The organism is Noviherbaspirillum sp. L7-7A, from assembly GCF_019052805.1.
Taxonomy (GTDB): domain Bacteria; phylum Pseudomonadota; class Gammaproteobacteria; order Burkholderiales; family Burkholderiaceae_D; genus Noviherbaspirillum_A.
In genome coordinates this window covers 255,234-281,627 of record NZ_JAHQRJ010000001.1, presented here as the reverse complement: position 1 = coordinate 281,627, position 26,394 = coordinate 255,234, and the positions used below count along the sequence as shown (strand labels likewise).

Annotated in this window: 19 protein-coding genes; 7 read left to right on the top strand and 12 right to left on the bottom strand. The window is 59.3% G+C overall.

Going from position 1 to position 26,394, the window contains the following annotated elements; translation table 11 throughout:
* Positions 1-15: 15 nt before the first annotated feature.
* The 7 genes from KTQ42_RS01320 to KTQ42_RS01295 all read right to left on the bottom strand — a co-directional run bounded on the left by KTQ42_RS01320 (position 16) and on the right by KTQ42_RS01295 (position 7,405).
* The gene (locus KTQ42_RS01320) at positions 16-1,314 is read right to left on the bottom strand and encodes an O-antigen ligase family protein (RefSeq protein WP_217343857.1); all 1,299 of its coding nucleotides are present in this window, start codon (positions 1,312-1,314) and stop codon (positions 16-18) included.
* A 15-nt stretch (positions 1,315-1,329) separates the two neighbouring features.
* Positions 1,330-2,250 (bottom strand): glycosyltransferase, encoded by a 921-nt coding sequence (locus tag KTQ42_RS23835; RefSeq protein WP_349292111.1) that lies wholly within the window; start codon positions 2,248-2,250, stop codon positions 1,330-1,332.
* A gap of 68 nt (positions 2,251-2,318) precedes the next feature.
* Positions 2,319-2,495 carry a glycosyltransferase gene (locus tag KTQ42_RS23830; protein WP_249222600.1) on the bottom strand — a complete coding sequence of 59 codons (177 nt, stop codon included), beginning with the start codon at positions 2,493-2,495 and terminating at the stop codon, positions 2,319-2,321.
* Positions 2,492-3,832 (bottom strand): lipid II flippase MurJ, encoded by a 1,341-nt coding sequence (locus KTQ42_RS01310; protein ID WP_349292164.1) that lies wholly within the window; start codon positions 3,830-3,832, stop codon positions 2,492-2,494. The genes KTQ42_RS23830 and KTQ42_RS01310 overlap by 4 nt, the downstream gene beginning before the upstream one ends.
* Before the next feature lie 2 nt (positions 3,833-3,834).
* Positions 3,835-4,875 (bottom strand): SDR family oxidoreductase, encoded by a 1,041-nt coding sequence (locus KTQ42_RS01305; RefSeq protein ID WP_217346767.1) that lies wholly within the window; start codon positions 4,873-4,875, stop codon positions 3,835-3,837.
* Between the two features lie 26 nt (positions 4,876-4,901).
* Positions 4,902-6,179: a Vi polysaccharide biosynthesis UDP-N-acetylglucosamine C-6 dehydrogenase TviB gene (tviB, locus tag KTQ42_RS01300; RefSeq protein ID WP_217343855.1), complete on the bottom strand. Its 1,278-nt coding sequence runs from the start codon at positions 6,177-6,179 to the stop codon at positions 4,902-4,904.
* 68 nt (positions 6,180-6,247) lie between these two features.
* Positions 6,248-7,405 carry a glycosyltransferase gene (locus KTQ42_RS01295; RefSeq protein ID WP_217343853.1) on the bottom strand — a complete coding sequence of 386 codons (1,158 nt, stop codon included), beginning with the start codon at positions 7,403-7,405 and terminating at the stop codon, positions 6,248-6,250.
* 461 nt (positions 7,406-7,866) lie between these two features.
* Here KTQ42_RS01295 and KTQ42_RS01290 point away from each other — a divergent pair, with 461 nt between their 5' ends.
* Positions 7,867-8,892 (top strand): LysR family transcriptional regulator, encoded by a 1,026-nt coding sequence (locus tag KTQ42_RS01290; protein ID WP_217343852.1) that lies wholly within the window; start codon positions 7,867-7,869, stop codon positions 8,890-8,892.
* Between the two features lie 321 nt (positions 8,893-9,213).
* The gene (locus KTQ42_RS01285; protein ID WP_217343851.1) at positions 9,214-11,310 is read left to right on the top strand and encodes an acyltransferase family protein; all 2,097 of its coding nucleotides are present in this window, start codon (positions 9,214-9,216) and stop codon (positions 11,308-11,310) included.
* A 170-nt stretch (positions 11,311-11,480) separates the two neighbouring features.
* Here KTQ42_RS01285 and hrpA read toward each other — a convergent pair whose 3' ends face one another.
* On the bottom strand, positions 11,481-15,404 hold the full coding sequence (gene hrpA / locus KTQ42_RS01280) for an ATP-dependent RNA helicase HrpA (RefSeq protein ID WP_217343850.1): 3,924 nt from the start codon (positions 15,402-15,404) through the stop codon (positions 11,481-11,483).
* Positions 15,405-15,459: 55 nt separating this feature from the next.
* On the opposite strand from hrpA, the gene argA reads away from it, so the two are divergent.
* From argA to KTQ42_RS01265, 3 genes are all read left to right on the top strand, one after another.
* Positions 15,460-16,770, top strand: a complete 1,311-nt coding sequence (argA, locus tag KTQ42_RS01275) for an amino-acid N-acetyltransferase (protein ID WP_217343849.1) — start codon at positions 15,460-15,462, stop codon at positions 16,768-16,770.
* Positions 16,771-16,849: 79 nt separating this feature from the next.
* On the top strand, positions 16,850-17,122 hold the full coding sequence (locus KTQ42_RS01270; RefSeq protein WP_217343848.1) for an oxidative damage protection protein: 273 nt from the start codon (positions 16,850-16,852) through the stop codon (positions 17,120-17,122).
* A 562-nt stretch (positions 17,123-17,684) separates the two neighbouring features.
* Positions 17,685-19,367, top strand: coding sequence for a hypothetical protein (locus tag KTQ42_RS01265; RefSeq protein ID WP_217343847.1), 1,683 nt, complete (start codon positions 17,685-17,687; stop codon positions 19,365-19,367).
* 18 nt (positions 19,368-19,385) lie between these two features.
* On the opposite strand, the gene KTQ42_RS01260 is transcribed toward KTQ42_RS01265, so the two are convergent.
* Positions 19,386-19,607 (bottom strand): hypothetical protein, encoded by a 222-nt coding sequence (locus KTQ42_RS01260; protein ID WP_217343846.1) that lies wholly within the window; start codon positions 19,605-19,607, stop codon positions 19,386-19,388.
* Between the two features lie 226 nt (positions 19,608-19,833).
* On the opposite strand from KTQ42_RS01260, the gene KTQ42_RS01255 reads away from it, so the two are divergent.
* Positions 19,834-21,030, top strand: coding sequence for a GNAT family N-acetyltransferase (locus KTQ42_RS01255; protein WP_217343845.1), 1,197 nt, complete (start codon positions 19,834-19,836; stop codon positions 21,028-21,030).
* A 184-nt stretch (positions 21,031-21,214) separates the two neighbouring features.
* Positions 21,215-22,327 carry a GNAT family N-acetyltransferase gene (locus tag KTQ42_RS01250; RefSeq protein ID WP_217343844.1) on the top strand — a complete coding sequence of 371 codons (1,113 nt, stop codon included), beginning with the start codon at positions 21,215-21,217 and terminating at the stop codon, positions 22,325-22,327.
* 195 nt (positions 22,328-22,522) lie between these two features.
* Here the strand turns inward: KTQ42_RS01250 and rpiA are convergent, their stop codons facing one another.
* The 3 genes from rpiA to KTQ42_RS01235 all read right to left on the bottom strand — a co-directional run bounded on the left by rpiA (position 22,523) and on the right by KTQ42_RS01235 (position 26,391).
* Positions 22,523-23,194 carry a ribose-5-phosphate isomerase RpiA gene (gene rpiA, locus KTQ42_RS01245; protein ID WP_217343843.1) on the bottom strand — a complete coding sequence of 224 codons (672 nt, stop codon included), beginning with the start codon at positions 23,192-23,194 and terminating at the stop codon, positions 22,523-22,525.
* Positions 23,195-23,267: 73 nt separating this feature from the next.
* Complete coding sequence (locus KTQ42_RS01240) at positions 23,268-24,602, bottom strand: hemolysin family protein (protein WP_217343842.1); 1,335 nt, start codon at positions 24,600-24,602, stop codon at positions 23,268-23,270.
* A gap of 97 nt (positions 24,603-24,699) precedes the next feature.
* Positions 24,700-26,391: a CHASE domain-containing protein gene (locus KTQ42_RS01235; RefSeq protein ID WP_217343841.1), complete on the bottom strand. Its 1,692-nt coding sequence runs from the start codon at positions 26,389-26,391 to the stop codon at positions 24,700-24,702.
* Between the last annotated feature and the right edge of the window lie 3 nt (positions 26,392-26,394).

Below are 26,394 nucleotides of genomic sequence, written 5' to 3'. Positions count from 1 at the left end.
TCTTGTCTGATGCTATCAAACGGTGCCGAAATCAGGCATGGCAACCACCCTGCCCTGCGCGTTTTCGCGCTGTGACAATAGCGCAAAGGTAAGCAGCCAATACGGGAAGTCGAACATGTTGTGCGTGAAAAACGTCATTGCGCAAAACAGCAGGATCACGCTGGCCTGTAGCGTGCGGTCCGAGAAATAGCGGCCGCGCACCAGCAGAATCAGCAGCCACAGCCACATGATCACGCCTGCCACGCCGTATTCGGCGGCCAGCGCAATCAACTGGTTATGGGTGCCGACTTCGTACGGCCACAAACGGCTATGGCCGGCGTCGGTCACACCGGCACCGATGCCAGTCACCGGGTTGTCGATGAACGCGTCCCAGCCGGCCTGCAGCACGGCTGCGCGTTCCCTGGCGCTGTCATCATCAATACGACCCTTGGAGAAAAACATCAGCCGCTGCTGGATGTTGTCGATCGCGCTTGTAAAGTCGGCACGCTTGCTGATGTAGCTTTCCAGCCCGCCCATGGCCAGCGGCAGCGCCACCACCGCCAGGGCTGCAATCGCGCCCAGGGCTGGCAGCCGCCTGCGCAGCATCAGGAACACCCAGACTACCAGCCAGGAAATCATGGCGGCGCGGGTGAAAGTCACCAGCACCGCGATGCCCGCCAGGAGTATCAGCGCGGTGCGGTAGCGCTTGTGGACCATCGGATAGGACAGCAGAAAGACCAGCATTATGGCTTCGCCGGCAATGGTGGGATTAATGAAGGTGCCGGATGCCCTGCCCAGTACTACGCCCGGGGTGTCAGGTGGATACAGCAGGCCGGGATAGAGGAAGTCGGCAATGACCAGGCCGGGCACAATGACCGCCAGCAGCACGAAATACCGCTCCCATCCGCTATGACGCATTTGGGTGAAGGCGAAGCCGAGAAGAAGGACCATGGCGATTGCCTGGGTCCGGAAGCCGACCAGTGCCTCGCCGCGCGCAGTAAGGGTTTGCGCATCGCTTGCGAGGTGCAGCAGGTTGAGGGCCAGCAGCGCAAGCGCCCACAAGCCAAACGGAGAAGTCAGGTAAGACAGGAAAGCATGCAGCCGCGACAGCAGGATCGGGAACAGCAAGATCATGAAGGCAAAGTAGAAAAGCTTGGGCTGCATGCTCTGGTCCAGGCTACGGACATAGACAGGCAGATTGAGGAAGATGCACACAAGGATCGCAGACAGCACCACGCCGGCCCACGCTACCAGCGCGCGCCTGGAACTGCGCGCGGCGCGGCTGGCGTGGTAGGGAGCGGGGTCCGTACCGGCATACGCTTTAATCTGCATCATCGCCCCTGCCCTGTCCTAGCAGGTGCCGTCGCGGGTCGGAGCGACAGTTGAAAGGGCCGGCCTTTCGACGCCAGGCGGCTCGGAAAACAACGACTCCCACATGCCCGCCACGCGCTCCATCGAGAACCGTTCGCGCGCGTCCACCGCACGCGCCCCGAGCCGCGCGCGCAGGGCTTCGTCAGCCATCACCAGAGACAGCGCCTGCTCCAGCGCGTTGCGGTCGCCAACCGGAGTCAGAAGCCCGTCCACGTCATGGCGGATGATGTCGCGCGGCCCGGTGTCGCAGTCGACGCTGACCGCGGGCAGGCCGTGGGCCAGCGCTTCGGCCAGCGTGTTGGGGAAACCCTCGAAATGCGAACTCATCACGTACAGGTCGGCGCGTTCATACCAATGGCGCAGGTTGCCCACCACGCCGGGCAGAAAAACTCGGTCGGACAGGCCCTGTTCTGCAGCCTGGCCGCGCAGTGCCTCGTGGTCCGGACCGGCGCCAAGTATCACCAGATCCCAATCGGGATGGGATGGTGCAAGCCGTGCGAATACATCGATCAGCAGCGGGAAATTCTTCTGGTAGGACAGCCGGCCCACGCCGAGCAGAATGCGGCGCCCCCGCCTGCACAGCGAGTCCGGCGGCAGCACCGGCTCCTGCAACGGCAGCGGCCAGCCGGCAGCATTGGGTATGACCGGCGCCTGCTTCGCCGATGTGTTGCGCATGATCCATTCCCTGCATTCGGGCGTCAGGGCCGCCACTGCATGCAGTCCGCGGTAATGGATGCGGCGCAGCACCTCCCAGACCCGCCCTACCGACACCTGGGCTGGATAGATGTGTTCCGATCCGACTGCGCAGAAGCGCGGCAGGCCGCGGCAGGCCAGCGCAAGAATCACGTTGGCGTTGGTCATCATCGCCAGCGCTGCGTCGGGCCGGATTTCCCGGATCACGGCGCGCAGGCGGCGGATGCGTGCCGCGTTGCGGAATGCTCCCTCCAGAATGCCCCGGCTGTCGCCGCTCAGGCCAAAACCGATGCGGCGTACCCGGGGTGCAGTTCGTAGAAGTCACGCTCAGTGGTTTCGACCGTGACGATTGTCACTTCCCAGCCTTTCCTGGCCCAGTGATTCGCCAGATTGGCCGCTACACGTTCGGCCCCTCCGGATTCGAGCGAATGCAGGTAGATAAGCAGCTTCATGCACAAGTCCCCTTTATCTTATGGATGCGCCGCGCATACCAGTACAGCATTGCAAACGACGCCAGGTACATCGCGCCGGTCGCCAGCGCGATACCCTGCATGCCCAGCGCCGGCACCAGCAGCAGGCTGGCGCCGACCTTGACCAGCAGGTTGACAGCTGCACCGATGGCGACCGCGCGGTACAAGCCGCGCGATACCAGGCTGGATACCAGTACCAGCGCGGCGAAGTAGAAGGGCATTTGCACGGCGCCGTAGCGCAGCACACTGGCTACCGACTCGGTATTGGCGGCGTCGAAGGCGCCGCGCTCGAAGAGCAGCCTGACTGCCAGCGGCGCGAGCCACCAGACCATGACAGTGGCTAGCGCTCCCACGCCAAGCATGACGCCAACCCAGCGGCTGGCAACCTCGTGGATGTGTTGTGGCGTTTCATGCTGAGCGCGCGCAAACACCGGCAGGGTGGCGCGGCTGACCGCGGTGCCGCCTAGTCCGAGCAGCAGCGCCAGCACCCGGTTGGCGTAGCTGAGCGTGGACACCACGCCGGTGCCGAGATGGACGGCGAACATCAGGTCGACAATGTCGATCAGGCTCATCACCGCATTCCCGGCCAGCATGATGGCAAAGCTTTGCCAGAACCAGCGCCAACCGGGCGAACTGAAGCTGATGCGCGGCCTGACAAGTTCGCGGCGCTTCAGAAGGGGCAGCGCCAGGCAGGCCATGTGAAGCGTATAGCCGGCCACCGTGCCCCATATCAGCGCCGAGATGCCGCCGTCCCCCAGCATCACCGCTGCTGCGATGGCCAGCGCGGGCACGCCTTCCAGCAGGGTGTTGGCGTGCAGGCCAGCAGCCAGCATCCATGCGGAAAACAGGCTGGCCAGCACGCCCAGCGGCATCAGCAGCGTCAGTCCCTTTGCGGCTTCGGCAGCGTAGGCCGCGGTGGCTGGCGTGAGGCCGGCCCAAGGTGCCCGTATCAGCGCCGGCAGCAGCAGCGCGGCAGCCATCCATAGCAGCAGACCCAGGCCCAGCCCGGCGCCCAGCAGCTCGGCGCGAAAGCGCGGCAGCTCGCCGGGATGCTCCTGCTGCAGCCGGGCCGCCAGCGGCACCAGCACCATGGTCAGTACGCCGAACCAGAGCGCCAGCGGCCAGCTCACCAGGTTGAGCACGAACAGATAGCCGTCCACCTCTGCGCCAATGCCGTAGCGGTAGGCCACCGCCATTTCCTTGGCGGCGCCGGACAGTTTGCCGAGCATGACGAACACCGTCACCCAGGCCATGCCCCGCAGTATGGCCAGATGGTCGGGATGAAAGCCCCGGACGCGGTTGTTCCAGGCGACAAACACGTTCAATCGAGACTCCCCAGCAGCTGCCGCTCGCGCTGCAGATACCATGACATCGAGATCGACAGGCCCTCGCGGATGCGGTAACGCGGCGCATAACCGAGAGCCTGCGCAGCGCGGCTGATGTCGGCCAGTGAATGCTGCACATCGCCGGCGCGCGGCGGCCTGTGCACCGGCGCGCGCTCGTAATGCAGGCCCTGCTCGGCCAGCGCCGAACGCAGCGCCGCATGCAACTCCAGCAGCGTGGTGGTGTCGCCTACAGCCACGTTGTAGACCCGCCCGCGCGCCTCCTCCGGCGCCAGCGCCGCCAGCAGATTCGCCTGCACCGCGTTATCGACATGGCAGAAGTCGCGGCTTGTCAGGCCGTCGCCGTTAATGGCGACTTCTTCGTCCCGTATCATGGCCGCAGCCCATTTCGGTATCACCGCGGCATAGGCGCCATTCGGGTCCTGGCGCTTGCCGAAGACATTGAAATAGCGCAGGCCGGTGGCGCGCATGCCGTAGCAGCGCGCAAATACATCGGCATACAGTTCATTGACGTACTTGGTGACCGCATACGGCGACAGCGGCTTGCCTATCCGGTCCTCGACCTTGGGCAGCCCCGGATGGTCTCCGTAAGTGGAACTGGAAGCCGCGTAGGTGAAGCTCAGTACGCGGGCGTCACGGGCGGCCACCAGCATGTTGAGGAAGCCTCCGACGTTCACTGCATTGCTGGTAACCGGGTCGTCGATGGACCGCGGGACCGAGCCGAGCGCAGCCTGGTGCAGTACATGATCGATGCCGCTCATCGCGTGTGCACAGACGGCCGCATCGCGGATGTCGCCTTCAATGAAACGGAAGCGCGCCCATTGCGCGGCTTCCAGCGCGGACTTTACCTCGCGCAGGTTGGACGGGTGGCCGGTGGAAAAATTATCAAGGCCAACCACGTTCTGGTCATGCGCCAGCAGGGTTTCCAGCAAGTTGGAGCCGATAAAGCCGGCACAGCCCGTCACTAGCCATGTGTCCTGTCGCAGCTGCAGCCGCTGCCTGAGCGTCTCCGGCAGCATGGCGCCGGCCCGGCCTGTCCGCGCGTTCACAGCCGCATGTCCGATTCGTCCTTGGGCAGCATGTACTTGAGGTCGTACAGTACATGCATAGGCTTGCCATAGCTGTGCAGCTTCTGGCTGCCGATCGCGCGGAACTCATCGTGCGCCACTGCCAGGATAATGGCGTCGTACTTGCCTTCATGCAGTTCACGCACCGGCGTCACGCCGTATTCATGCTGCGCATCTTCCGGAATGATCCACGGGTCATACACATCGATGTTGACGTTGTAGCTCTTCAACTCGTTGATGATGTCGGCCACCTTGGTGTTGCGCAGGTCCGGGCAGTTTTCCTTGAATGACAGGCCCATGATGAGAATGGACGCGTTCACCACAGGTATCTGTGACTTCAGCATCTTCTTGACCAGCTGGCCCACGACATAGCCACCCATGTTGTCGTTGATGCGGCGCCCGGCCAGGATCACCTGCGGGTGATAGCCCAGCGCCGCCGCCTTGTGCGTGAGGTAGTACGGGTCCACGCCTATGCAGTGGCCGCCAACCAGGCCAGGCCGGAAGCCCAGGAAGTTCCACTTGGTGCCAGCCGCCTGGAGCACTTCCTCGGTGTCTATGCCTATCTTCTTGAAGATGATCGCGAACTCGTTCATCAGCGCGATGTTCAGGTCGCGCTGGGTGTTTTCGATCACCTTGGCCGCCTCCGCCACCTTGACCGACGACGCCTTGTGGGTTCCGGCCGGGATGATGCTGGCATAGAGCGCATTAACGAAATCGGCCGCTTCCGGCGTTGAGCCGGACGTCACTTTCATGATGCTGGTGAGCCGGTGGCTGCGGTCGCCCGGATTGATGCGCTCGGGGCTGTAGCCAACGGTAAAGTCCTTGTTGAATTGCAGTCCGGATGCGCGCTCGAGCACCGGCACCGCGAATTCCTCGGTGGCTCCAGGATAAACGGTCGATTCGTACACCACCACGTCGCCGCGCTTCAGGACATTGCCTATGGTTTCAGACGCTCTTTCAATCGGTGTCAGATCGGGCTGCTTGTGGCGGTCTATCGGGGTCGGCACGGTCACGATGTAGACCGAGGCGCGCACCAGTTCCTGCGGCCGGGTAGTGAAGGTGAGACGGCTCGCCGCCGTGAGGTCGGCCTGGTCGATTTCCAGTGTCGTGTCCACGCCCTGCATCAATTCGCTTACCCTGCGCTGATTGATATCAAAACCGATGGTGGGGTACTGCTTGCCGAACTCGACGGCCAGTGGGAGGCCGACATAGCCCAGGCCAACAACGGCAATGACGGTTGATGAGGAAACATTCATGAAGGACTCTCCCTGCTGCAGGTTAATCAAATTCGGGCCCTGGCCCGGCCGCCCCGTAAGTTGCATGCTCATGCCGCCACCCTGGTACGTTCGGCGCGCAGACCCAGCATCACGATCACGTTCAGGCACCAGTGCCCTCGCACCAGCCGCGCATATACCGCCATGTAAATCAGGATTTGCAGCACCACCAGGTTGAAGGCCACCCAGGATTTGCTGCCAAGCAGGATGGCTGCAAGACTGGCGCTGCTGAGCCAGACCACGACGATGCCAGCCACAACGGCATTCCCCTTCCAGCGCGGCAGCGTGGTGACCGGCAGCCAGCGGCATATCAGCCGCCGGTATAGCAACGTATGCAGGTGCAATCGGTCCGGCGCGCCAGGGCTGCTCCTGCGCACGATTTTTCGGCGATAGATGCTGTACAGCACCTCGATCACCGGATAAGCGCAGATAGCCAGCACCTGCCAAGGCGACATGGTCGGGTGACGGATCACGAGCAGCACCGCAGTCTCGGCCACCCAGAAGCCGGCCACGTAGGCGCCGCCGTCACCCATGAACAGGCGGCCGGTCGGGTAATTCACGGCCAGGAAGCCCAGCATGGTGCCGATGCCGGCAAGTATCAGCGTCACCATGAACATGTCATTGAACTGCCAGGCCAGGATTCCCATGCCGCACAGCATGATTGTGACCGCGCTGCCGGCCAGGCCATTGAAACCATCGATGATATTGATCGCGTTGGCGACCCCGGCCACGGCCACTGCGGTAACGATCAATGCCAACGGCCCGTATTGCATCAGATGGTCGACGCCGTAGATATCGAGCCTGGGCAGGTAAGCGCCTAACAACCATGCTGCCAGCAGGCCGCTGCCGAATGTCGCCATCAGCCGCGCACGCACCGAAACCCGCTTTGTCAGGTCTTCCTTCAGGCCCATCAGAAAACATGGCATGCCGGCCACCAGCAGCAGCAGTACGTCATGGCTATGGTTTTTCATCGCCGAGGGCGGACGGTACAGCCACCCGAACAGCACGACCGCAGCCACGCCGGCAATGAGGGCGATGCCGCCCACACGCGGCACCGGCTTGCGGTGCATCTTCTGTATGCCGGCGATATCGATATCGAACGTGTACTTGCCGTGCCAGCGCTCGGTCCACACGATAAGCAGGCTGACAAGAAAGCTGGTAATGGCCGGTACGCCTACCACCGCCCACATGTCGGACATGGGTATCATTGTGTCCCTCCATCCCAATATTGCCCATAGTCAGCTGCCCTGCGCAGCTGCCCAGTCAAGGCATGGCCTCTGGCGTCACTCTGAGACAAATTCATTGTTTGCTCCCGGCAGCACGAGCATCGGTTTGGTTTGCGGATGGCTGGTGCGCAGTCAGATTCTACGGATTCGACCTTGGCACAATAAGTATGAAAATTCGATAGAACGCGCTTTAAACACAACGCTCGTATCCATCCATGAGATCGAATGCATGACTTGCTTCGGATTCTTGCCGTTTGTTAATTGGCGTGAACGCTGTGGCCGATGTTCGTCAATCTTGACAAATGTTAAAGATGCGCCCGTCAAGCTCTCGTATTCTGGATTTTCTAAACGACCCTTCGACCCATGTTGGTGTCTGCGAAAAGGTCGGTCACATCCCTTGCCCGCCAGATTTTTGGTCTATTCATCAGGCGATACGTTAAAAAATGAAACTGGTAGAAACCAATACTGACATCCTGGCAGTGCGAGAGCAGCAGAACATGCCAGCGACACGCAACTCCCGGGCTTACGACAGCCGACGCGCGAGAATTACATTGAAGCAGTGGCGCATGCTGCATGCAGTCATCGACTGCAACGGCTTCAGCGCAGCAGCCGAGTACCTGCATGTCAGCCAGTCTGCCATCAGCTATACATTGGCCAAGATGCAGGAGCAGCTGGGAATTGCGCTCTTGAAGGTAGAGGGCCGCAAGGCGCATGTGACGGAAGAGGGCCGCGCCCTGATGGAATACTCGCGGGAGGTCATCCGCAGCGCAATCGAACTCGAAGTCCTGGCGGAAAAAATGCGCATGGGCTGGGAGCCGGAATTGCGCCTGATGGTGGACCATAATTGTCCGCAGGATTTTCTGATGGCGGCCATACGCCGCTTCACCACCAGCGCGCCGCACGTGAAGGTCACCCTGTTCGAAGACAGTGGCCCGCAGGTCGAACAGGCCATTGCGCATAACACGGTGGATCTGGCAATTTGCGCCAATGTGCCGCCGGGCTTGATCGCCGACCGGCTGCTGTCCGTGCAATATGCAATGGTCACCTGTTTCGACCATCCGCTGGCGCAAGCCAATATGCCGCCTTCGGAAATGGAGTTGAAACGGCATAGACGCATCGTTCTCGATGTCGGCGGAAGCGTAAAGGCGGCTTCTGCGGGTCGCAAGTCAGACGCGTCTTCCTGGCATGTCAGCAGCATTGACACCGCGCTGGCGGCACTGGAAGCCGGCATGGGTTATGCGTGGCTGCCGCTGCAACGCGTGGAGCGCTATTTGCGCGATGAGCGCCTGTGCCTGTTGCCCATCCCGGCGCACTATCACAGCAGCATGGACTTCTATGTGGTGCATGCCCGCCAGGCCTCGCCCGGCGTCGGCGCCAGCACGCTTTCAGGGCTGCTGCATTCCCATGCGGCCATGTATAGAGAAGCGACCGCCATGCCAGGCCACGGCATCGGCCAGGGTCAAGCGTGATATCGATACTGATCCATGACGTGCCAGATGAATCGATGGATTTTTTTGGCTGGCAAGGCGGGTAAAGAGCCAATGGCACTGCTGTTGGCGACGATCCCAGCGGCGCCAGACGGAATAAGACGCGGTTTCAAGGCGCCTCATGGGTTGGGATGGGTAGAAGTACGCACCCGGAACGACAACGCAGGCTGGCGGCACGGCGGCTTGGCGTTCAACGACCTCTCCGCGCGAGCGTGAACACGCAAGACCTTCGCATGCATGGGGCCCGGCCGGGGTTTTCCAAGGCGGATGAGAGGACAACCACGGACTGGAACAACGAAGGCCATGGATAGCAAGGACAGATTGGCGTATCGACCCGACATCGACGGCCTGCGCGCGGTTGCCGTCATCTCGGTGGTGCTGTTCCATATAGAGAAAAGACTCGTCCCGGGCGGATTTGCGGGCGTCGATATCTTTTTTGTCATATCCGGCTACCTGATAACGTTGCTGATCTATAGCCAGATCCGGAACGGCAATTTTTGCTTTGCCGCCTTTTACCGGCGCCGCATCAACCGCATTATTCCCCCACTGTTTGTCATGATTGCCGTTGTACTGGCATTTGGCCTGGCGATCCTGTCGCCAACAGATCTGACGCGCCTGTTCAAGGGCGCGGTCGCTGCGGCTGCCGCGGTGTCGAATATCTACTTCTGGCGCGAATATGGAAATTACTTCAATGGCGGCGTCGATGAGGCGGCGCTGCTGCATACGTGGTCCCTAGGCGTCGAGGAACAGTTTTACATTATCTGGCCCATCCTTCTCCTGGCGCTTGCACGCTTGCGCCCGACCGCGCTGTTCATCTCGATCATGCTGGGCCTGCTGGCTGCCGTGGTGGCATCGGAGCTCGGTGTACGCGTTGCCGCTTCCGCCTCCTATTACCTGCTGCCCACCCGGTTCTTTGAACTGATGACCGGCGGCGCGCTGGCCATTTTAATTTGCCACAAAGGCGCTCCGTTCAGCTTCCTTGCGTCCACGGTATGCGGCCTGGCTGGCTCGGCGCTGATGTTCGGGAGCCTTTTCTTCCTTACCGAAGCCGCCCCTTTCCCTGGCGTGAATGCGCTTTATCCCTGCCTGGGGACTGCCCTGCTGATCGCCTCCGGTGCAAACTCGCGGACATTGACCGCACGGGCGCTGTCAGCCAAACCCATGGTATTCATCGGTCTGATTTCGTATTCCCTCTACCTCTGGCATTGGCCCGTGATTGCCTATGCCACTTATCTGGAGATACCAATCACCCTCGTCAGCGGCGTGCTGATCTTCGCAGGTTCCATCGTGATCGCATTCCTGTCGTGGAAATTCGTTGAAATTCCGTTCCGCCGCTCGGGTGCCGAGATGACATTTGCCATGACCGCAGGGCGGCGCTATGTCATGCCGCTCACCATGCTGGCCTTTGCATCGGTTGCGGTCATTGGAAATGGCGGGCTGCCAGGCCGGTTCGACCCACGCGTGGTGGAGTATGAAAAGATCATCGCCACGGCGCCGGAGAAATTGCACCATCAATGCCATTCCCCCACGTTCTTTTATCAGCGCGCCCTGGACTCGTCCTGCATCCTCGGCGCTTCGTCCAAGCCGGCCGAGATGATTCTCATCGGCGACTCCTATGCGAACCATTTCACCGGCATGGTGGATGTGCTGGCAAGGCAGGACGACGTGGCCGTGATGCACTACACGATGGATGGCTGCATGCCGCTCAAGGAAATCGCCTTGGGGCCAAGCGCCTCCTATGCCGAAAAGTGCAGGTCAAGGAACAGGCTGAGCTACGACATCATCGCGTCAGGCAGTTACAAGTATGTGATCCTGGCCGCTTCCTGGCCGAACGATGGCACGGCCGCTTACTTTGCGCGGCTTCACGAGGGCCTGAGGGATTCGGTTTCCAGTATTCTTTCCGCCGGCGCAAAACCAATCATTATTCTGAACAATCAAGGCACGACGAATGCCAATTGCCCGATCCGGCGACTACTGTTTGGCAGTGCTGACAGCTGCGACACGGTCGCTCAGCCCAATGGCAGGCAACGGCTGATGTTCGAGACCCTGAAGCGGGAATTTCCCACGATAAGCTATATCGATCCGAACAAGGCGATCTGCGATGGCGGGCATTGCCACGCCATCATAGACAACGTCCCGCTGTACAGGGATAGCGGGCACCTGAATGATATCGGTTCGCGACTGATCGGCAGGATGCTCGTGGAGAAGGGAATAAGCCTTCTGCAGGGCGATCCGTCACCCAGCATCTTTGAATCGTCCCGTGCCGTGGTTGCCGATCAGGGATCAGGGATGGCCGGTAACGGCCTGATGCCCGGTACACGGGCCGACGCGCCTTACTTGCGCCACCAGCGATCGAACCAGATTGCCAACACGAGCAGGCCTGCTGCGGCAATCAGGTAATCGATCAGGTCCAGCGTCATGCAGCGTCCTTCCTATAAAAACAATACCGGGCACACTGTCCCGGGCAGCGACGATTATGAGTAATTTTCAGGGATAAACCTAGCGTCGTGCCACGTGCCGCGCAGACTGTTTCGCAAGCGCAACATATGGCAACCTGAAAATCCCTGCCATTACCGCTGCATCGCCTCCCATACCTTCTGCAGCCGCTTGGCCGACACCGGCATCGGCGTCTTCAGTTCTTGCGCGAACAGCGACACCCGCAGTTCTTCCAGCAGCCAGCGGTATTCCTGCATTTTCGGGTCGCGCCCACCCTGCCCCTTCATCGCCCGTTGCCAGGGGGCGGCAGCCTGCTGCCATTCCGCCATCAGCTTCGCGTCGCGCGCCGGGTCGGCCCGCAGCTTGTCCAGCCGCACGCCTATGGCCTTCAGATAGCGCGGGTAGTGCGCAAGCTGGGCATAGTCGGTCTCGGTGATGAAGCGCTTGCCCACCAGCGCCTGCACCTGCGACTGGATGTCGGCCACCGCCTGCGCATGCGCGCGGGCGCCCTGCAGCTTCTTGGGCAGCGCATGGAATTCCGCCAGCACCTGCGCCGCCAGCCGGGCGATCTCGTTGACCAGCAGCCCGAGCCTGGCCTTGCCCTGGTCGCGCCGGGCGCTGAATTCCTCGGCGTTCTTCGGCAACGGCTCCTGCAGGCAGGCGCGGTCCAGACCGGCCTCGATGATCTGGTCGCGCAACTCTTCCTGCGAGCCCAGCGCCATGTACTGCATGCCCATCTGCTGCAGGCCGGGGATGTTCTTTTCCAGGAACTTGATCTGCTCCTTCAGCTGCAGGGCAAACAGGCGACGCAGGCCATTGCGGTGGATGCGCGCGGCCTCGGCCGGGTCGTCGAACACTTCCAGGTCGCAGTGGCCGCCGCGGTCCACCAGCGCCGGGAAGCCGATCAGCTTCTGTTTGCCCTGCTGGATTTCCAGCAGTTCGGGCAATTCGCCGAAGGACCAGGTCGTCAGATTGGTATAGGCGCCAGGCGCGGCGGCGGCCGTCCCGCCATCGCTGCCCTTGCTGTTGCCGGCGTTGCCTCTGCCGGCCGCTGCCGGCGCCGGCGCGTCGGCGATCACGGTCTGCTCGGCGATCTTCTGGAACTGCTCGCGCGCCTGGCCGCCGAACTCGGCCTGCAGCGCCGCCAGGTTGCGGCCCATGTCAAGCTGGCGGCCATGCTCGTCGATCACCTTGAAGTTCATGAAGTGATGCGCCGGCAGGGTCTCCAGCTTGAAGTCGCCAACCCGGACCATCACGCCGGTCTGCTCGCGCACATCGGCAATCAGCGCATCGAGCAGGCTGCCGCGGCCGTGGATCTTGCGCTCCTCCACCCTGGCAACGAAGCCGGCCGCATAGTCGGGCAGCGGCACGCAGTGGCGGCGCAGCTTCTGCGGCAGCGACTTCAGCAGCAGATGCGTCTTTTCCTTCAGCATGCCCGGCACCAGCCATTCGGCACGCTCGGCCGACACCTGGTTCAGCGCAAACAGCGGCACCGTCAGCGTCACCCCGTCGCGGGCGGCGCCCGGCTCGAAATGGTAAGACAGGCCCATTTCCACGCCGGCTACTCGCATTACCTTCGGAAACAGCTCGGTGGTGACGCCGGCGGCTTCATGCCGCATGAGGTCTTCCCGGTTCAGGTACAGCAGCTTGGGGTTGTCGGCGCTGGCCTTGCGATACCACTTCTCGAAGGCGGCGCCGTTATGGATATCCTCCGGCACCAGTTCATCGTAGAACGCGGCGATCAGCTCGTCGTCCACCAGCACGTCCAGCCGGCGCGACTTGTGCTCCAGGTTCTCGATCTCCCGCACCAGCTTCTGGTTATGGGCCAGGAACGGCGCGCGGGTGTCGAAGTCGCCGCCCACCAGCGCGTCGCGGATGAAGATCTCGCGCGCCTCGGCCGGATTGATCGCGCCATAGCTGATGCGGCGCTGGCTGTAAACCACCAGGCCATACAGCGTGGCGCGCTCGGACGCCACCACCTGGGCGCCGCGCTTTTCCCAGCGCGGCTCGCCATAGGACTTCTTCAGCAGATGGCCGCCGATGCGCTCCAGCCATTCCGGCTGGATCTGCGCGATCGTGCGGGCATACAGCCGGGTAGTGTCGACCAGTTCGGCCGCCACCATCCAGCGCCCGGCCTTCTTCTGCAGGTAGGAGCCCGGCCAGATATGGAACTTGATGCCGCGCGCGCCGAGATAGAGGTTGTCCTCTTCCGATTTGAAGCCGATATTGCCCAGCAGGCCAGTCAACAGCGCCGAATGCAGCTGTTCATAGGTGGCTGGCGCATCGTTCAAGCGCCAGCCCTGCTCGCGCACCACGGTCAGCAGCTGGGTATGCACATCGCGCCATTCGCGCAGCCGCATCTGCGACAGGAAATTGGCGCGGCAGTTGTCCTGCAGCTGGCGGTTGGTCTTCTTGTGCTCGATCGCTTCCTCGAACCATTTCCAGATCTTCAGCCAGCTCAGGAATTCGGACTTGTCATCGGCGAACTTGCGATGCGCCTGGTCGGCCGCGGCCTGCGCTTCCAGCGGCCGGTCGCGCGGGTCCTGCACCGACAGCGCCGAGGCGATGATCAGCATTTCATGCAGGCAGTCATGGTCGCGGCTGGCCAGGATCATGCGGCCCACCCGCGGGTCCAGCGGCAGCTTGGCCAGTTGCCGGCCCAGGGGCGTCAGGGCATTCGCGTCGTCCACCGCGCCCAATTCCTGCAGCAGCTGGTAGCCGTCGGCGATCGCGCGGCCCAGCGGCGGCTCGATGAAGGGAAAGCTTTCCACATCGGCCAGCTTCAGCGACTTCATGCGCAGGATGACCGCGGCCAGGGACGAGCGCAGGATTTCCGGCTCGGTGAATTTCGGCCGCTGCAGGAAGTCCTGCTCGTCATAGAGCCGGATGCAGACGCCGGCGGCGACCCGGCCGCAACGGCCGGCGCGCTGGTTGGCAGCCGACTGCGCGATCGGCTCGATCTGCAGCTGCTCGACCTTGTTGCGATAGCTGTAGCGCTTCACGCGCGCGGTGCCGGCATCGACCACATAGCGTATGCCAGGCACCGTCAGCGAGGTTTCGGCGACGTTGGTGGCCAGTACGATGCGGCGCGCATTGGTCGACTTGAACACCCGCTCCTGCTCCTGCGCCGAAAGCCGGGCAAACAGCGGCAGGATCTCGACATGCGGCGGATGATGCTTGCGCAGGGTTTCGGCGACATCGCGGATCTCGCGCTCGCCCGGCAGGAACACCAGCACGTCACCAGAACCCACGCCGCACAGCTCATCGACGGCATCGGCCACCGCGCCCATCAGGTCGCGCTTCCCGCGGCCCTTCTGCGCCGCAGTCGGCACCGCGCCCGGCTTGGCCGCGCCTTCGCCGGGCTCCACCGGCCGGTAGCGGATTTCCACCGGGTACATGCGGCCCGACACCTCGATCACCGGCGCCGGCTTGCCATGGCGGCCGAAATGACGCGCGAAGCGCTCGGCATCGATGGTGGCCGAGGTGATGATGATCTTCAAATCCGGGCGGCGCGGCAGTAGCTGCTTCAGGTAGCCCAGCAGGAAATCGATGTTCAGGCTGCGTTCATGCGCCTCGTCGATGATGATGGTGTCGTACTGCTTCAGAAGCGGGTCGGTCTGGGTCTCGGCAAGCAAAATGCCGTCGGTCATCAGCTTGACCCAGGCGCCCTTGGTCAGGTTGTCGTTGAAGCGGACCTTGAAGCCGACATGCTCGCCCAGCGGCGAGCCAAGCTCCTGCGCGATGCGGCGTGCAGTCGACGAGGCGGCGATGCGGCGCGGCTGGGTGTGGCCGATCAGGCCGCGCTCGCCGCGACCCAGCGCCAGGCAGATCTTGGGCAGCTGGGTGGTCTTGCCGGAACCGGTTTCGCCGCTGACGATGATGACCTGGTGCGCCGCCAGCGCGGCCGTGATCTCATCGCGCCGGCCCGAGACCGGCAGTTCTTCGGGGAAATGGATTCTTGGCAGCGGATTGCGCGGGGGTGGCTGCCGACGGCCATTATCCGACTGCTGCGGCGGCTGCGACTGCTGCGGCGTCTGTGCCTGGGGTTCTCTATGCATGGATTCTTGGAAAGGTTCAGGTGCAGACTGAGCGGACCGAATTATAATGCCGCTCATGGAAAATCCCGTTCAGTTCGTTGCCTGGCTGCGTTCGGTCGCGCCATATATTCATGCCTTTCGCGGTAAAACATTCGTGGTTGCCTTTCCGGGCGAGCTGGTCAAGGCCGGCGCGCTGCCGGTGCTGGCCCACGACCTGTCGCTGCTGCACGCGCTGGGTATCCGCATTGTGGTGGTGCATGGCTCGCGGCCGCAGGTCGAGGAGCAACTGGCCTTACGCAATGTCGAAGCCCGCTTCCACAAGGGGATCCGCATCACCGACGTGGCGGCGCTCGAATGTGCCAAGGAAGCGGCCGGCGAACTGCGGCTGGACATCGAGGCAGCGTTCAGCCAGGGCCTGCCCAACACGCCGATGGCGCATGCCGCAATTCGCATCATTTCCGGCAATTTCGTGACCGCCCGTCCGATCGGCATCATCGACGGCGTCGACCTGGAACTGACCGGCGTGTCCCGGAAAATCGCATATGAGACCATCCAGCCGATTCTCAATGCCGGTGGCCTGGTGCTGCTGTCGCCGCTGGGCTTTTCGCCGACCGGCGAGATTTTCAACCTGACCATGGAAGACGTCGCGGTCGCCGCAGCGATTGCGCTACGCGCCGACAAGCTCATCTTCATCACTGAAACCCCGATGATGACCGACCTAACGGGCGCCGAGATCCACGAGCTGTCGAGCCACCAGGCGCGCGCCATCATCGACAGCGGCGCCCTGCCGCCCGACTCGGCCTTCTACCTGAAGCATGCGATGCAGGCCTGCACCGGCGGCGTGCCGCGCGCCCACGTCGTGTCCTTCTCCACCGACGGCTCGGCGCTGCTGGAGCTGTTCACTCACGACGGCGTCGGCACCATGATCTCGTCGCAGAACCTGGAAAGCCTGCGCGACGCCACCATCGACGACGTTGGCGGCATCCTGAAGCTGATCGAGCCGCTGGAAGCCGACGGCACCCTGGTCAAGCGCGGCCGCGAGCTGATCGAACGGGAAATCGATTATTTCTCGGTGATCGAGCATGACGGCGTGATCTTCGGCTGCGCGGCGCTCTATCCTTTCCCCGAGGAACAGATGGCCGAAATGGCTTGCCTGACGGTGAACCCCGAAGTGCAGGCACAGGGCGATGGCGAACGCCTGCTGAAGCATATGGAAAACCGGGCGCGGGCGGCGGGCGTGAAGAAGCTGTTCGTACTGACCACCCGCACCGCCCACTGGTTCATCAAGCGCGGCTTCGTGCCCGCCTCGGTGGACGATCTGCCGGAAGACCGGCAGCATATGTACAACTGGCAACGCAAGTCGCTCGTGCTGATCAAGACTTTTTGAGACCCGTTGATACCCTTCAAGACTCTTTAAACGCGCGCATCCGGCCGCACTTATTCGCATCAACCAATTGGAGAATTTTATGGCCCGCATGGTCCACTGCATCAAACTCAACAAGGAAGCCGAAGGCCTGGATTTCCCGCCGTATCCCGGCGAACTCGGCAAGCGTCTCTGGGAAAACGTATCCAAGGAAGCCTGGGCCGCCTGGCTCAAGCACCAGACCATGCTGGTCAATGAAAACCGCCTGAACCTTGCCGACACCCGTGCCCGCAAATACCTGGCTACGCAGATGGAGAAGCATTTCTTTGGCGAAGGCGCCGATGCGGCGCAGGGCTATGTGCCGCCGTCCGAGTGAAGCGGTGCCATATCCTATTCAAAGCCGCCCGTGGGCCCGTGGGCGGCTTTTTTGTTGGCAGGTTAAAGCCGGTTAACGCCAATAAAGTACAGGTACAGGACCGGTCCGCCCGACAGCGCGGCGGGGAGCGCGGGATGCCTGGCGGACAGGAAACCCGGGCGAAGAGGCGTTTCCGCAGCAAAATGCCTGTCTGTGACTCTGACCAAGATCAAGAAAGCTCCCAACTGCGGCGCCCGATTATTGCCAGACTCTGAAATTGCGCAGAAACTAATATCGACCTGTGATTTCAATCCTTGCAGAGCTGAACCAATATATTTGCCGGATTACTTTTCGCGGCGCGGCTTTTAAAACATCTGTTTGATTTAATCCTGCTTTTAGCCATTGCACATCTGGCAGGAAGTTTTCCCTCACTCCACAAAAAGAACTGTATCGCCCGATTTTCCACGTTACCATCAGAAAACGTCAAGGCTTATCCAGGCCTGTCTTGATGGCAGCATGAAACCAGGCGAGATTATAAGCAACACAGCGTTTTCCAGAATAATGTCAAGAACGGAGAACAAGTATGCAAGGTTCATTGCCCCCCCTTCATGTCGGCCTTATTGTCGATTCAAAAACCACGACTAAATATACTTATGAAATAGCGGAGTGGTGCCAGAGGCAGGGGAATATACTGGTTTCGCATCTGATCATCCAGAATGACAAAACAGCCCGGCAGGGGAAGTTCTCGAAAGCCTTCGATTATTTTAGAAAGCACGGATCGCTATTTCTGGTTGCACAGGCGTCCTTTTCCGTTCTAAGCAGACTGGAAAGTATTCTTCTCAGGAGAAACAGCCATCACCGAAATCATTTCCAGGCTTATAAGCTGGACGATATCGTTCCACAGTCCCTATATATCGAACCTCAAAAATCAAAGAGCGGATATATATACCGCTACTCCGAGCAAGACGTAAGCAAGATAAAGTCGCTGGAACTGGATGTACTGATCAGATATGGTTCCGGCATACTCAGCGGCTCCATTCTCAGTGCCGCTAAATTCGGTATTTTGTCGTTTCACCATGCGGATAACGAGATTAACCGCGGTGGGCCGCCCGGGTTCTGGGAAGTACTATTCAGGCAGGACGCTACCGGTTTCGTCATCCAGCAGCTCACAGAGGAGCTGGATGGTGGCCATATTCTGGTAAGCGGCAAATTTCCCACTAGGTTCCATTTCCTGCTCAACCAGGCCGCATTGTATAAAAAAGCCAATTTTTATATGAAAAGCCTGCTCAATGAAATTGCCACGACAAGGAAACTGCCAGCGGCCAAGGAGGCCCATCCTTATTTCAACCAGTTGTTCAAGAAGCCCGGCCTGTTCGATCAGGCCACTTATACAGCCAGGCTGGTGTCTTCCTTGGCAGAAAAGGTGATAACGCGCCGGTTACTGAAGAGGAAGTATCGCTGGGGTGTCGCGTTCTCGCGAAATGAGTGGAAAAATCTCGTCATGTGGCGCTCCAGCAGGATACCGAATCCCCCAAATTGTTCATTGGCCACGCCATTTTCCATCACGGAGAACAATAGGGATTTCTGTTTCGTTGAAAAATTCGACTTCAACGCTGAAAAAGCCTGCATATCGGTCTATGAACTGGTTGGCAAAAAGCCGGAACTGGTTGGAGATGCCCTAATAGAGCCTTTTCATGTATCGTTCCCTTACCTGTTTCGTTTCAATGGCAAGCTCTATATGTGCCCGGAAACGTCAGGTATCGGCGAGATCAGATTGTATGAATGTGTAGACTTCCCGCTGAAATGGTCGTTATCCAGGGTCCTGATGCATGACGTGGAAGCGGTGGGAACCATGATTTTCCAAAGGGATGGTCTATGGTGGCTGTTTACGAACATTGACCCCAGCGACAGCGGGGAAAACTGTTCTGAATTGTTTATTTTCTTTTCCGACGATCCAGTCAATGGAAAGTGGACGCCGCACTCCAAAAACCCTTTCATCTCGGATTCCACGAAAGCCCGGAATGGCGGGCTTTTAATTCAGCAAGGCGATTATTTCCGTATTGGTCAAAAACAGGGTTTCGACAGGTATGGAAATGGATTTTCGATCAACAAGATAACGACTCTCGACAAGGAAAGCTATATTGAAAACGAGATTTGTTCCGTCGCGCCAAATTTTTTCCCGAGCATCAAGGGAACCCACCATTTGCACGGCGATAATGGCGTAATCCTGTTTGACTACCTTGAGTTGTCAAGGGTAAAAAATTAGGATTACCCTTGCATTCAATCATTCAAAAGAGGGTTTTCGCAAAGGCGATTTGGTAGATTTGCGAAGATTTACATCTTCCTGAGCGGTGCAAAACAATGGCAAACGCTTCTTTACCACCGAAATCATGCCATCGACCTTGATTGCCGCATCGTCCAGCCAGACAGCGCTGACAATCTGAGAACCGGGAATAGTTTCCGGCTGGATGGGCAATACCTTCCATGCATGCGCACTTTGGCGCATTCTGGGCACTGCTCGCTGGGGACGCAGCGGCAATATCCCTGGACCATGCGCGTATTCCCCTGCTCGGCATCTACTTTTATGATCAAAACGCGCCAAGCCGGGCTGGTTTAATCGACTTATGTTATTTATTTTTTCAATATCACCTTAGTACAATTGCGACAGAAAAGCCCCGTGCGTCGTGTCTCGCGAATAAATTTCCTGATCGATAGAAAACAGAGTCCACCCCATGAATAACCCTATTGATTACCCAGAAATCATTGGCGCGTTTTCTAGTGACCATGACGATTCAATGCTTCAGCAGAGAGAAAATAAATTCCTGATATCGTGCCACGAAAATACAGTTCCCGGATTTGTATGCAATGCGCTGGAAAATCTGTATGGAGATCTTTTTTCCTCGCTGCCTTATCTGGAGACCAATACAAAAATAACCGCGGATACCAGCACTTACGTCGTCAGAGATAATGATTCCATCATTACTGTATTATTGTTTCAGCGAAAAAAGAACCAAGTGGAGGTTATTAACAAAGGAATGGAAATAAGCGGCGATGACTTGCGTCGTTTCTGTGATTTTATATTTGAAAAATATGGAACAGTAGATGTCATATTATTTGATTCCATACAACTGCAAATTGAAAATTTCCCTTATCCCTGTCAGCGCGTCGATTGTCCTTCCGACATCGTCCTCGATCTTCCTGCTACCCGGAAAGACTATCTCGCAACGCTCGGCAGCAAGACACGGGGCAATATAAAACGGGCAATGGCCCGCCTTTCCTCCGACTGCCCTTCATTCCGCATGACGTTTTCTGATGGGAATCTCGCGGAAGAAAAAGACCTGTACAAGCTTATCAACCTCAATAAAGCGCGAATGAACCATATCAATAAAGTGTATGCAAGAGAATCCGAAGAGATTCAGAAAGTGATTGGGCTTTCCAAAACGTCCGGCTTGATAGGTGTCGCCAGGATCGACGGATCAGTCTGCGGCGGCAGCATAGGCTACATCGTGGGTAGCACTCACATAGGCCATATCGTTTCGCATGATCCGAAATACGACAAGTATTCCCTGGGCATGCTCAGCATCTATCTGACTATTTGCGAATGCATCGACCGGGGCTACAAGAGATTTAATTTTATGAGCGGAAACAATCACTACAAGAGCTTGTTCGGGGGAGCGCCTCGGAGTCTTGAAAGCATAGCCATATATCGCTCCAGATTTCAATTGGCATTGAATCCGCAGTTTGCTTTGCGCATGATCTATGGACGATGGATTTACCGGTCCCGACTTTGGGTGCAGTTAAAACTGGCTGCGCTTAAAAAATCCAAGGCGGAAGGCAAGCTTGATGCGCAGTCGAAGATCCTGTATTTCATCCTCGATCATTTGCGAACCATGAAAGATCGTGCGTCTGGCTTGATGAAGCGATTTTAGAAATGTGCAACATCTAAGGGTGCGGCATAGTTTTACATTCCTGAAGACTGCTTATTCCATCAAGCGCTTCGAAAAGTCCGCCTGAGTTTGGTGACCTTCCGACAACAAGATGTTAGCGGAACAGAGGACCAGGATAGAGCGGCAGATCGGATCCGAAAATTCGTATCAAGAACAGGAGGTTGCGATGACGGTTTCTGTCAAAACCGGAGACGAGGCGATAGCCTGGATCAGTTCTCAACAATTCATGGCCGGATGGCAGTGCCTTTTAGACGACTGCAGCTGGTCAACCGCTTGCCAGCATCCTGACTTCATTCTTCCGTGGTACCAGATCTACGCAGAAAGATGTATTCCAGTCGTTCTTGCCGACCAGAGTGATGATTTGGTAACAGGATTTTTGCCGTTGGCCTTGATTAACAATGGAAAAATGCTGGTTGGCGCGGGAATGGTAGAGGCGGAATATCAGTGCTGGATTGAACGCGCGGACAATGACAATCGATTCATTACACAGGCCATCGAAGCGATAAGGAGGGCTTTTCCGAGTGCAATACTGCATTTAAGGTATATCAACGATGGCGCTCCCCTGGAATGGATTAAATCCTCCAGATCCGGCTGCTTTTATCGCCTGCAAAGCCATCATCGACCCCTGATGAAGCTTTCCGCCTCTGACATCGCTGTCCGCCTGAACAGCAAGAAGAACAGGGGAAAAATCAACAAGCTCAAAAGATCAGGCGAGCTTTCTTTCGAGAGGATCAAGGACCACCAAGAATTCATGAATTCATTTGGCGAGATCTGCGAAAAATACGATTCACGCCAGAAGGAAAAGAACTTCGTATCGCCCTTCAAGGACGATCAACTGAAGGGAAAGTTCTACATTGAACTTCACAAGCGGGGAATTCTCCACACGACGATTCTGAATGTGGGCAAGCAAATGGCTGCATTCCACGCCGGCCTGATCAGCCGGGATTGGCTGCATTTGGGAATCAACGGACAATCCAGCTACTTTGGGGAACAGTCCCCGGGGAAAATCCAGTTATTGATGCTAGGGGCGTTTCTTCACCAGGAAAATTTTTCCACGCTTGACCTCACTCCGGGCGGGGACGAATACAAGGAGCAGTTTGCGACGCAGCATGACACGGTATTTGAACTGCTTATGTTTCCTAGCTTTTTTTCCTTCATGACAAATCAGATAAAATTTTCTGGCCGGAATTTTGCCAAATCCCTGTTCAAGTCTATGAACATACGCCCCACCCTTGTGCGGCGCGTCGTGGCCAGATTGAACAGGGCATCCCAGAACTGACTCGTGAAAGTGCCAAGCTCTGCAATCCTTGCGTCATCGAAACAGGAAAGCAGCCGGGGCCGGTCTGCAGACTTCACCGTGCGGGAAGCGAACAGAAGGCGTTGTTCTGCCTGCTACCCATATCCGGTCATGCGTCTGGCGCCAGGCCTGTCGCTCGCTGGACGAAGCAGGCCCCGGCTACCATCAATCGCGCCTCTAAAATGTCAGCTTCCGCACGCCGTCTTTTGTTCCCAGCAGGGCCACGTCGGCACACCGCTGGGCAAACAGGCCTACCGTCACCACGCCGACGATGTTGTTGACGGTTGCTTCGAACTGCGCCGGATTGCTGATCTGCAAGCCAGCCACATCCAGGATGTAGCAACCGTTGTCGGTGACCAGGGGCTGGCCATCTTTCAGGCGCAACGTCGGCTGGCCGCCCAGCGCCGCCAGCTTGCGGCTGACGACGCGATGCGCCATCGGGATCACTTCCACCGGCAGCGGGAACTTGCCGAGGGTGTCCACCAGTTTGGATCTGTCGGCGATGCAGATGAATTTGTCCGCCGCCGAGGTGACAATTTTTTCCCGCGTCAATGCCGCGCCGCCGCCCTTGATCATCGCGCCCTGGGCGTTGATCTCGTCCGCGCCATCGATATAGACCGGCAGCGCGTCCACGTCATTCAGGTCGAACACGCGGATGCCATGCGACTGCAGCCGTGCCGCCGTGGCTTCCGAAGAGGCGACGGCACCCCGGATACGGTCACGCACCTTGCCCAGTTCGTCGATGAAGAAATTGGCGGTGGAACCGGTGCCAACGCCGATGATGACGCCGTCGTCAACGTAATCGATTGCTGCGCGGGCAACCGCCTGCTTTTGTTTGTCCTGGGTCATGATGGTGAAGGCAAAAAGGGAAAAGCGGCATTTTACGCGCTTGGCCTTCAAACGTCCTTCATTCAAACCTGCATCAGACGCCGGTTTCTTCCTCGCTGTTTTTCCGCGGATAGATGCGCAGCAGCACGATGCGCGGCCCGTTCATTTTCTTGACCACCACATCGAACTGGGCAAACGCGATCTTCTGGCCTTCGCGCGGAATGTCGCCCAGCTTCTCCATAACGAGGCCGCCGACCGAGTCGGCCTCTTCCAAATCGACTTCCTCGTTTTCCACATCGATGCCCAGCGCCCGCTCCAGGGTGAAAATCGGCAGACTGCCCTTGCCCATCAGGGTGCCGTCGTCCAGCCGGGTCCAGTCGTTGTCGCTCTGGCGGAATTCATCGCGGATTTCACCCACCAGCGCGCCCAGCAGGTTGTCCAGGGTCAGGAAGCCAAGCGGCTTGTGGCCTTTCTTGCCCACCACGGCGAAATGCGGCGCGCCGGTGCGGAAGCGGCGCATCAGTTCCACCGCCGGCATGCGCGGCGTCACATGCGACACCGGCCTCAGGAACGGCGTCAGGTCGGTGATCTTGCGGCCGTCCTGTTCCGCCAGGAACAGGTCTTTCAGGTGAATCACGCCCAGGACTTCGATGCCATCCTCGGCAAAATAGGGATAGCGGCTGTAGCGCGTGCGATAAACAGTGGCAAGGTTTTCGGCCAGTGAGCTGCCGCGGTGCAGGGCAGCGATTTCATGGATGGGACGCATCAGGTCAGCCACGTCGAGTTCGCCGAAGTCCAGCGTCTGCGCCAGCACATTCCATTCGTCCGTGCTGAATTTGCTGCTGTTGCGGCTGCTGCGCAGGATCAGTTTCAGTTCTTCAGCCGAATAGTGCGTGTCGTGGCCTCCGGAAGCATTCAGGCCAGCCAGGCGCAGCACGCCGTTCGCGCTGGCATTCAACACCCAGATAATCGGGTACATCGTCCAGTAAAAGCTGTACAGCGGCGTAGCGGCCCACAGGCCGATGCGCTCGGGATAGCGGATTGCCATCGACTTGGGCGCCAGTTCGCCGACAACGATATGCAGGAAGGAGATCAGGAAAAAGGCGAAGAAAAAGGATACGCCGTGGATGATTTCCTGCGATGTCACGCCCGCCGCCGCGAACAGCGGCTCCAGCAGACGCGCAAAGGCGGGTTCGCCGACCCAGCCCAGGCCCAGGGAAGCCAGCGTAATGCCGAGCTGGCAAGCCGACAGATAGGCATCGAGCTGGCCATGCACCTTGGCCAGCATGCGGCCACGCAAGCCGTGGGTCCGGGCGATGGCGCGGATGCGGGTCTGCCGCAGCTTGACCAAGCCGAATTCGGCGGCCACGAAAAATCCGTTCAGTGCAACCAGGAACAGGGCAAGAATGACCAGCAAAAAGTTGTTCATACAAAAGTTGTTGTTGACGAACAGGCATTATCGGCGAGATTGTCCACTTGTGCTAACGATGCCCGGGCTGGAAGTCAGCCCTGTTAAGCAGGCCCTATTAAGCAAGCCCTGTTAAGCCGCCGACGCGGCGGCAGTCTTCCGGCGGCGCGCCCCTGCCATTGTCGGCAATAGCCATGTTGACCGTGCGGGCGGTGCTACCCAGAGTGATGGTGACTTCGCTGGCGCCGGCATGCCGCAGCACATTGGTCAGGGCTTCCTGGACGATGCGAAACAGCGCAGTGGCCACGCGCTCTTCCAGGCTGGTGGCGCCGCTGTTCCGGGCCAGGTGGCAACGTATTCCGCTGCGGCGCTGAAACTGTCCGACCTGCCATTCAATCGCCGCGTCCAGCCCCAGGTCCAGCACCGGCGGACGCAGGTCATTGATGATGTTGCGTACTGCCCTGATGGTGAGGTCGATTTGCGAAAGCGCCAACCCGACCCGCTCCTGCAGCCGTGCCTGTCCCCCGACACGCACATACAGACTTGCCACATCCAGCCGCAGTGCCAGCAAGGTCTGCCCCAGTTCATCGTGGATTTCCCGGGCGATACGCTTGCGCTCCTGTTCCTTGATCGATTCCCGGTGCGCAGTCAGTTCGCGCAAGGCTTGCTCCGAACGCTTGCGCTGGCTGATATCCCGCCCTGTGCGTCGATAGCTGGCAAACTGCCCATTCTCGTCAAACACAGGTTCGCCATTCACGCTGAGCCAGACCTGCTGGCTGGCATTGACCGTGAGCAGATATTCGAAATTCTGAAACGGCCTGTGCGACTCCACCAGCGCACGATGGGTGGCCAGAGCATCGGGATCGGCATCGCCCGCGACTTCCCAACGGGTGCGACCGATGACTCTGGCCAGGATGCCCGGCATTTGCTCTACTTTGGGACCAGCCAGCAGGCTGAAACGATAGGCGGCGTCCTGCTCCCAATACCAGTCGGACGACAGTTCGACCAGACGCCGGAAACGGTCTTCGCTGCGGCATAGGGCCAGTTCAATGCCGCAGCGCTCGGCAATATCCCGATTCAGCATCGCATTGGCATGCGTCAGGTCCAGCGTGTGCCGATTCAGTTTTCTCAAATAGCATGCCGCCGACAGGGTCGACGCCAACCCCAGCAACAGCACCAGAAGCGACCCCGCATGATTCCCGACATGAAAGGCGGAGGCAGATTCGGCCGTAACGCGCCAGGCGCTGCCGCCGATATCGATTTCCTCGTGCAGCGCGAGGTACCTGGCACCGAACAGCCGGGCCACATGCTGCTCAAGCCAGAAGCTATCCGGCACCGCATCAGCGTCGCGGAAAACCTGTTCGGCCATCCGGCCCGGCGCCAGGGCATGCACGCTCATTGTCAGTCCCGGGCTCGTTACCAAGCCGACTGGCGCCAGTATTCGTGCAAACAGTTCTTCAGCGACAAACACGGCCGCGTTGTACCCGGCCACGCGCATCGGCGCAGGGCCTTCCTCCTCGCTGTATTTCCATGCATGGACTGGCAGCAGCACCAGGAAGCCTTTCTTCATTCCCTTGAATTGAGGTAGCTCGAACAGCGTCGTCGCCGCCGGCAGGCCAGTTTGCGCAGCCCGTCGCGCCGCCGCGTTATGCGCTTCCAGATAGCCCGAATCCATGCCAAACACTACTTCATTGCCGGCCAGAGGCTCGATATATTCGATGACCCGGTAAGTCGGGCGGTGAGAGGCGCGGACCAGGCTGCCATCCGATGCCGGTTCAGTGATCTGGAATGCTGGCAAAAGCAAGCGCATGCG

Excerpts from the sequence above, each read along its gene's own strand:
- KTQ42_RS01320 (WP_217343857.1), bottom strand. The coding sequence starts at position 1,314 with ATGATGCAGATTAAAGCGTATGCCGGTACGGACCCCGCTCCCTACCAC.
- KTQ42_RS23830 (WP_249222600.1), bottom strand. The coding sequence starts at position 2,495 with ATGAAGCTGCTTATCTACCTGCATTCGCTCGAATCCGGAGGGGCCGAA.
- KTQ42_RS01305 (WP_217346767.1), bottom strand. The coding sequence starts at position 4,875 with ATGCTGCCGGAGACGCTCAGGCAGCGGCTGCAGCTGCGACAGGACACA.
- tviB (WP_217343855.1), bottom strand. The coding sequence starts at position 6,179 with ATGAATGTTTCCTCATCAACCGTCATTGCCGTTGTTGGCCTGGGCTAT.
- KTQ42_RS01295 (WP_217343853.1), bottom strand. The coding sequence starts at position 7,405 with ATGATACCCATGTCCGACATGTGGGCGGTGGTAGGCGTACCGGCCATT.
- KTQ42_RS01290 (WP_217343852.1), top strand. The coding sequence starts at position 7,867 with ATGAAACTGGTAGAAACCAATACTGACATCCTGGCAGTGCGAGAGCAG.
- KTQ42_RS01285 (WP_217343851.1), top strand. The coding sequence starts at position 9,214 with ATGGATAGCAAGGACAGATTGGCGTATCGACCCGACATCGACGGCCTG.
- hrpA (WP_217343850.1), bottom strand. The coding sequence starts at position 15,404 with ATGCATAGAGAACCCCAGGCACAGACGCCGCAGCAGTCGCAGCCGCCG.
- argA (WP_217343849.1), top strand. The coding sequence starts at position 15,460 with ATGGAAAATCCCGTTCAGTTCGTTGCCTGGCTGCGTTCGGTCGCGCCA.
- KTQ42_RS01270 (WP_217343848.1), top strand. The coding sequence starts at position 16,850 with ATGGCCCGCATGGTCCACTGCATCAAACTCAACAAGGAAGCCGAAGGC.
- KTQ42_RS01265 (WP_217343847.1), top strand. The coding sequence starts at position 17,685 with ATGCAAGGTTCATTGCCCCCCCTTCATGTCGGCCTTATTGTCGATTCA.
- KTQ42_RS01260 (WP_217343846.1), bottom strand. The coding sequence starts at position 19,607 with ATGCGCCAAAGTGCGCATGCATGGAAGGTATTGCCCATCCAGCCGGAA.
- KTQ42_RS01255 (WP_217343845.1), top strand. The coding sequence starts at position 19,834 with ATGAATAACCCTATTGATTACCCAGAAATCATTGGCGCGTTTTCTAGT.
- KTQ42_RS01250 (WP_217343844.1), top strand. The coding sequence starts at position 21,215 with ATGACGGTTTCTGTCAAAACCGGAGACGAGGCGATAGCCTGGATCAGT.
- rpiA (WP_217343843.1), bottom strand. The coding sequence starts at position 23,194 with ATGACCCAGGACAAACAAAAGCAGGCGGTTGCCCGCGCAGCAATCGAT.
- KTQ42_RS01240 (WP_217343842.1), bottom strand. The coding sequence starts at position 24,602 with ATGAACAACTTTTTGCTGGTCATTCTTGCCCTGTTCCTGGTTGCACTG.
- KTQ42_RS01235 (WP_217343841.1), bottom strand. The coding sequence starts at position 26,391 with ATGCGCTTGCTTTTGCCAGCATTCCAGATCACTGAACCGGCATCGGAT.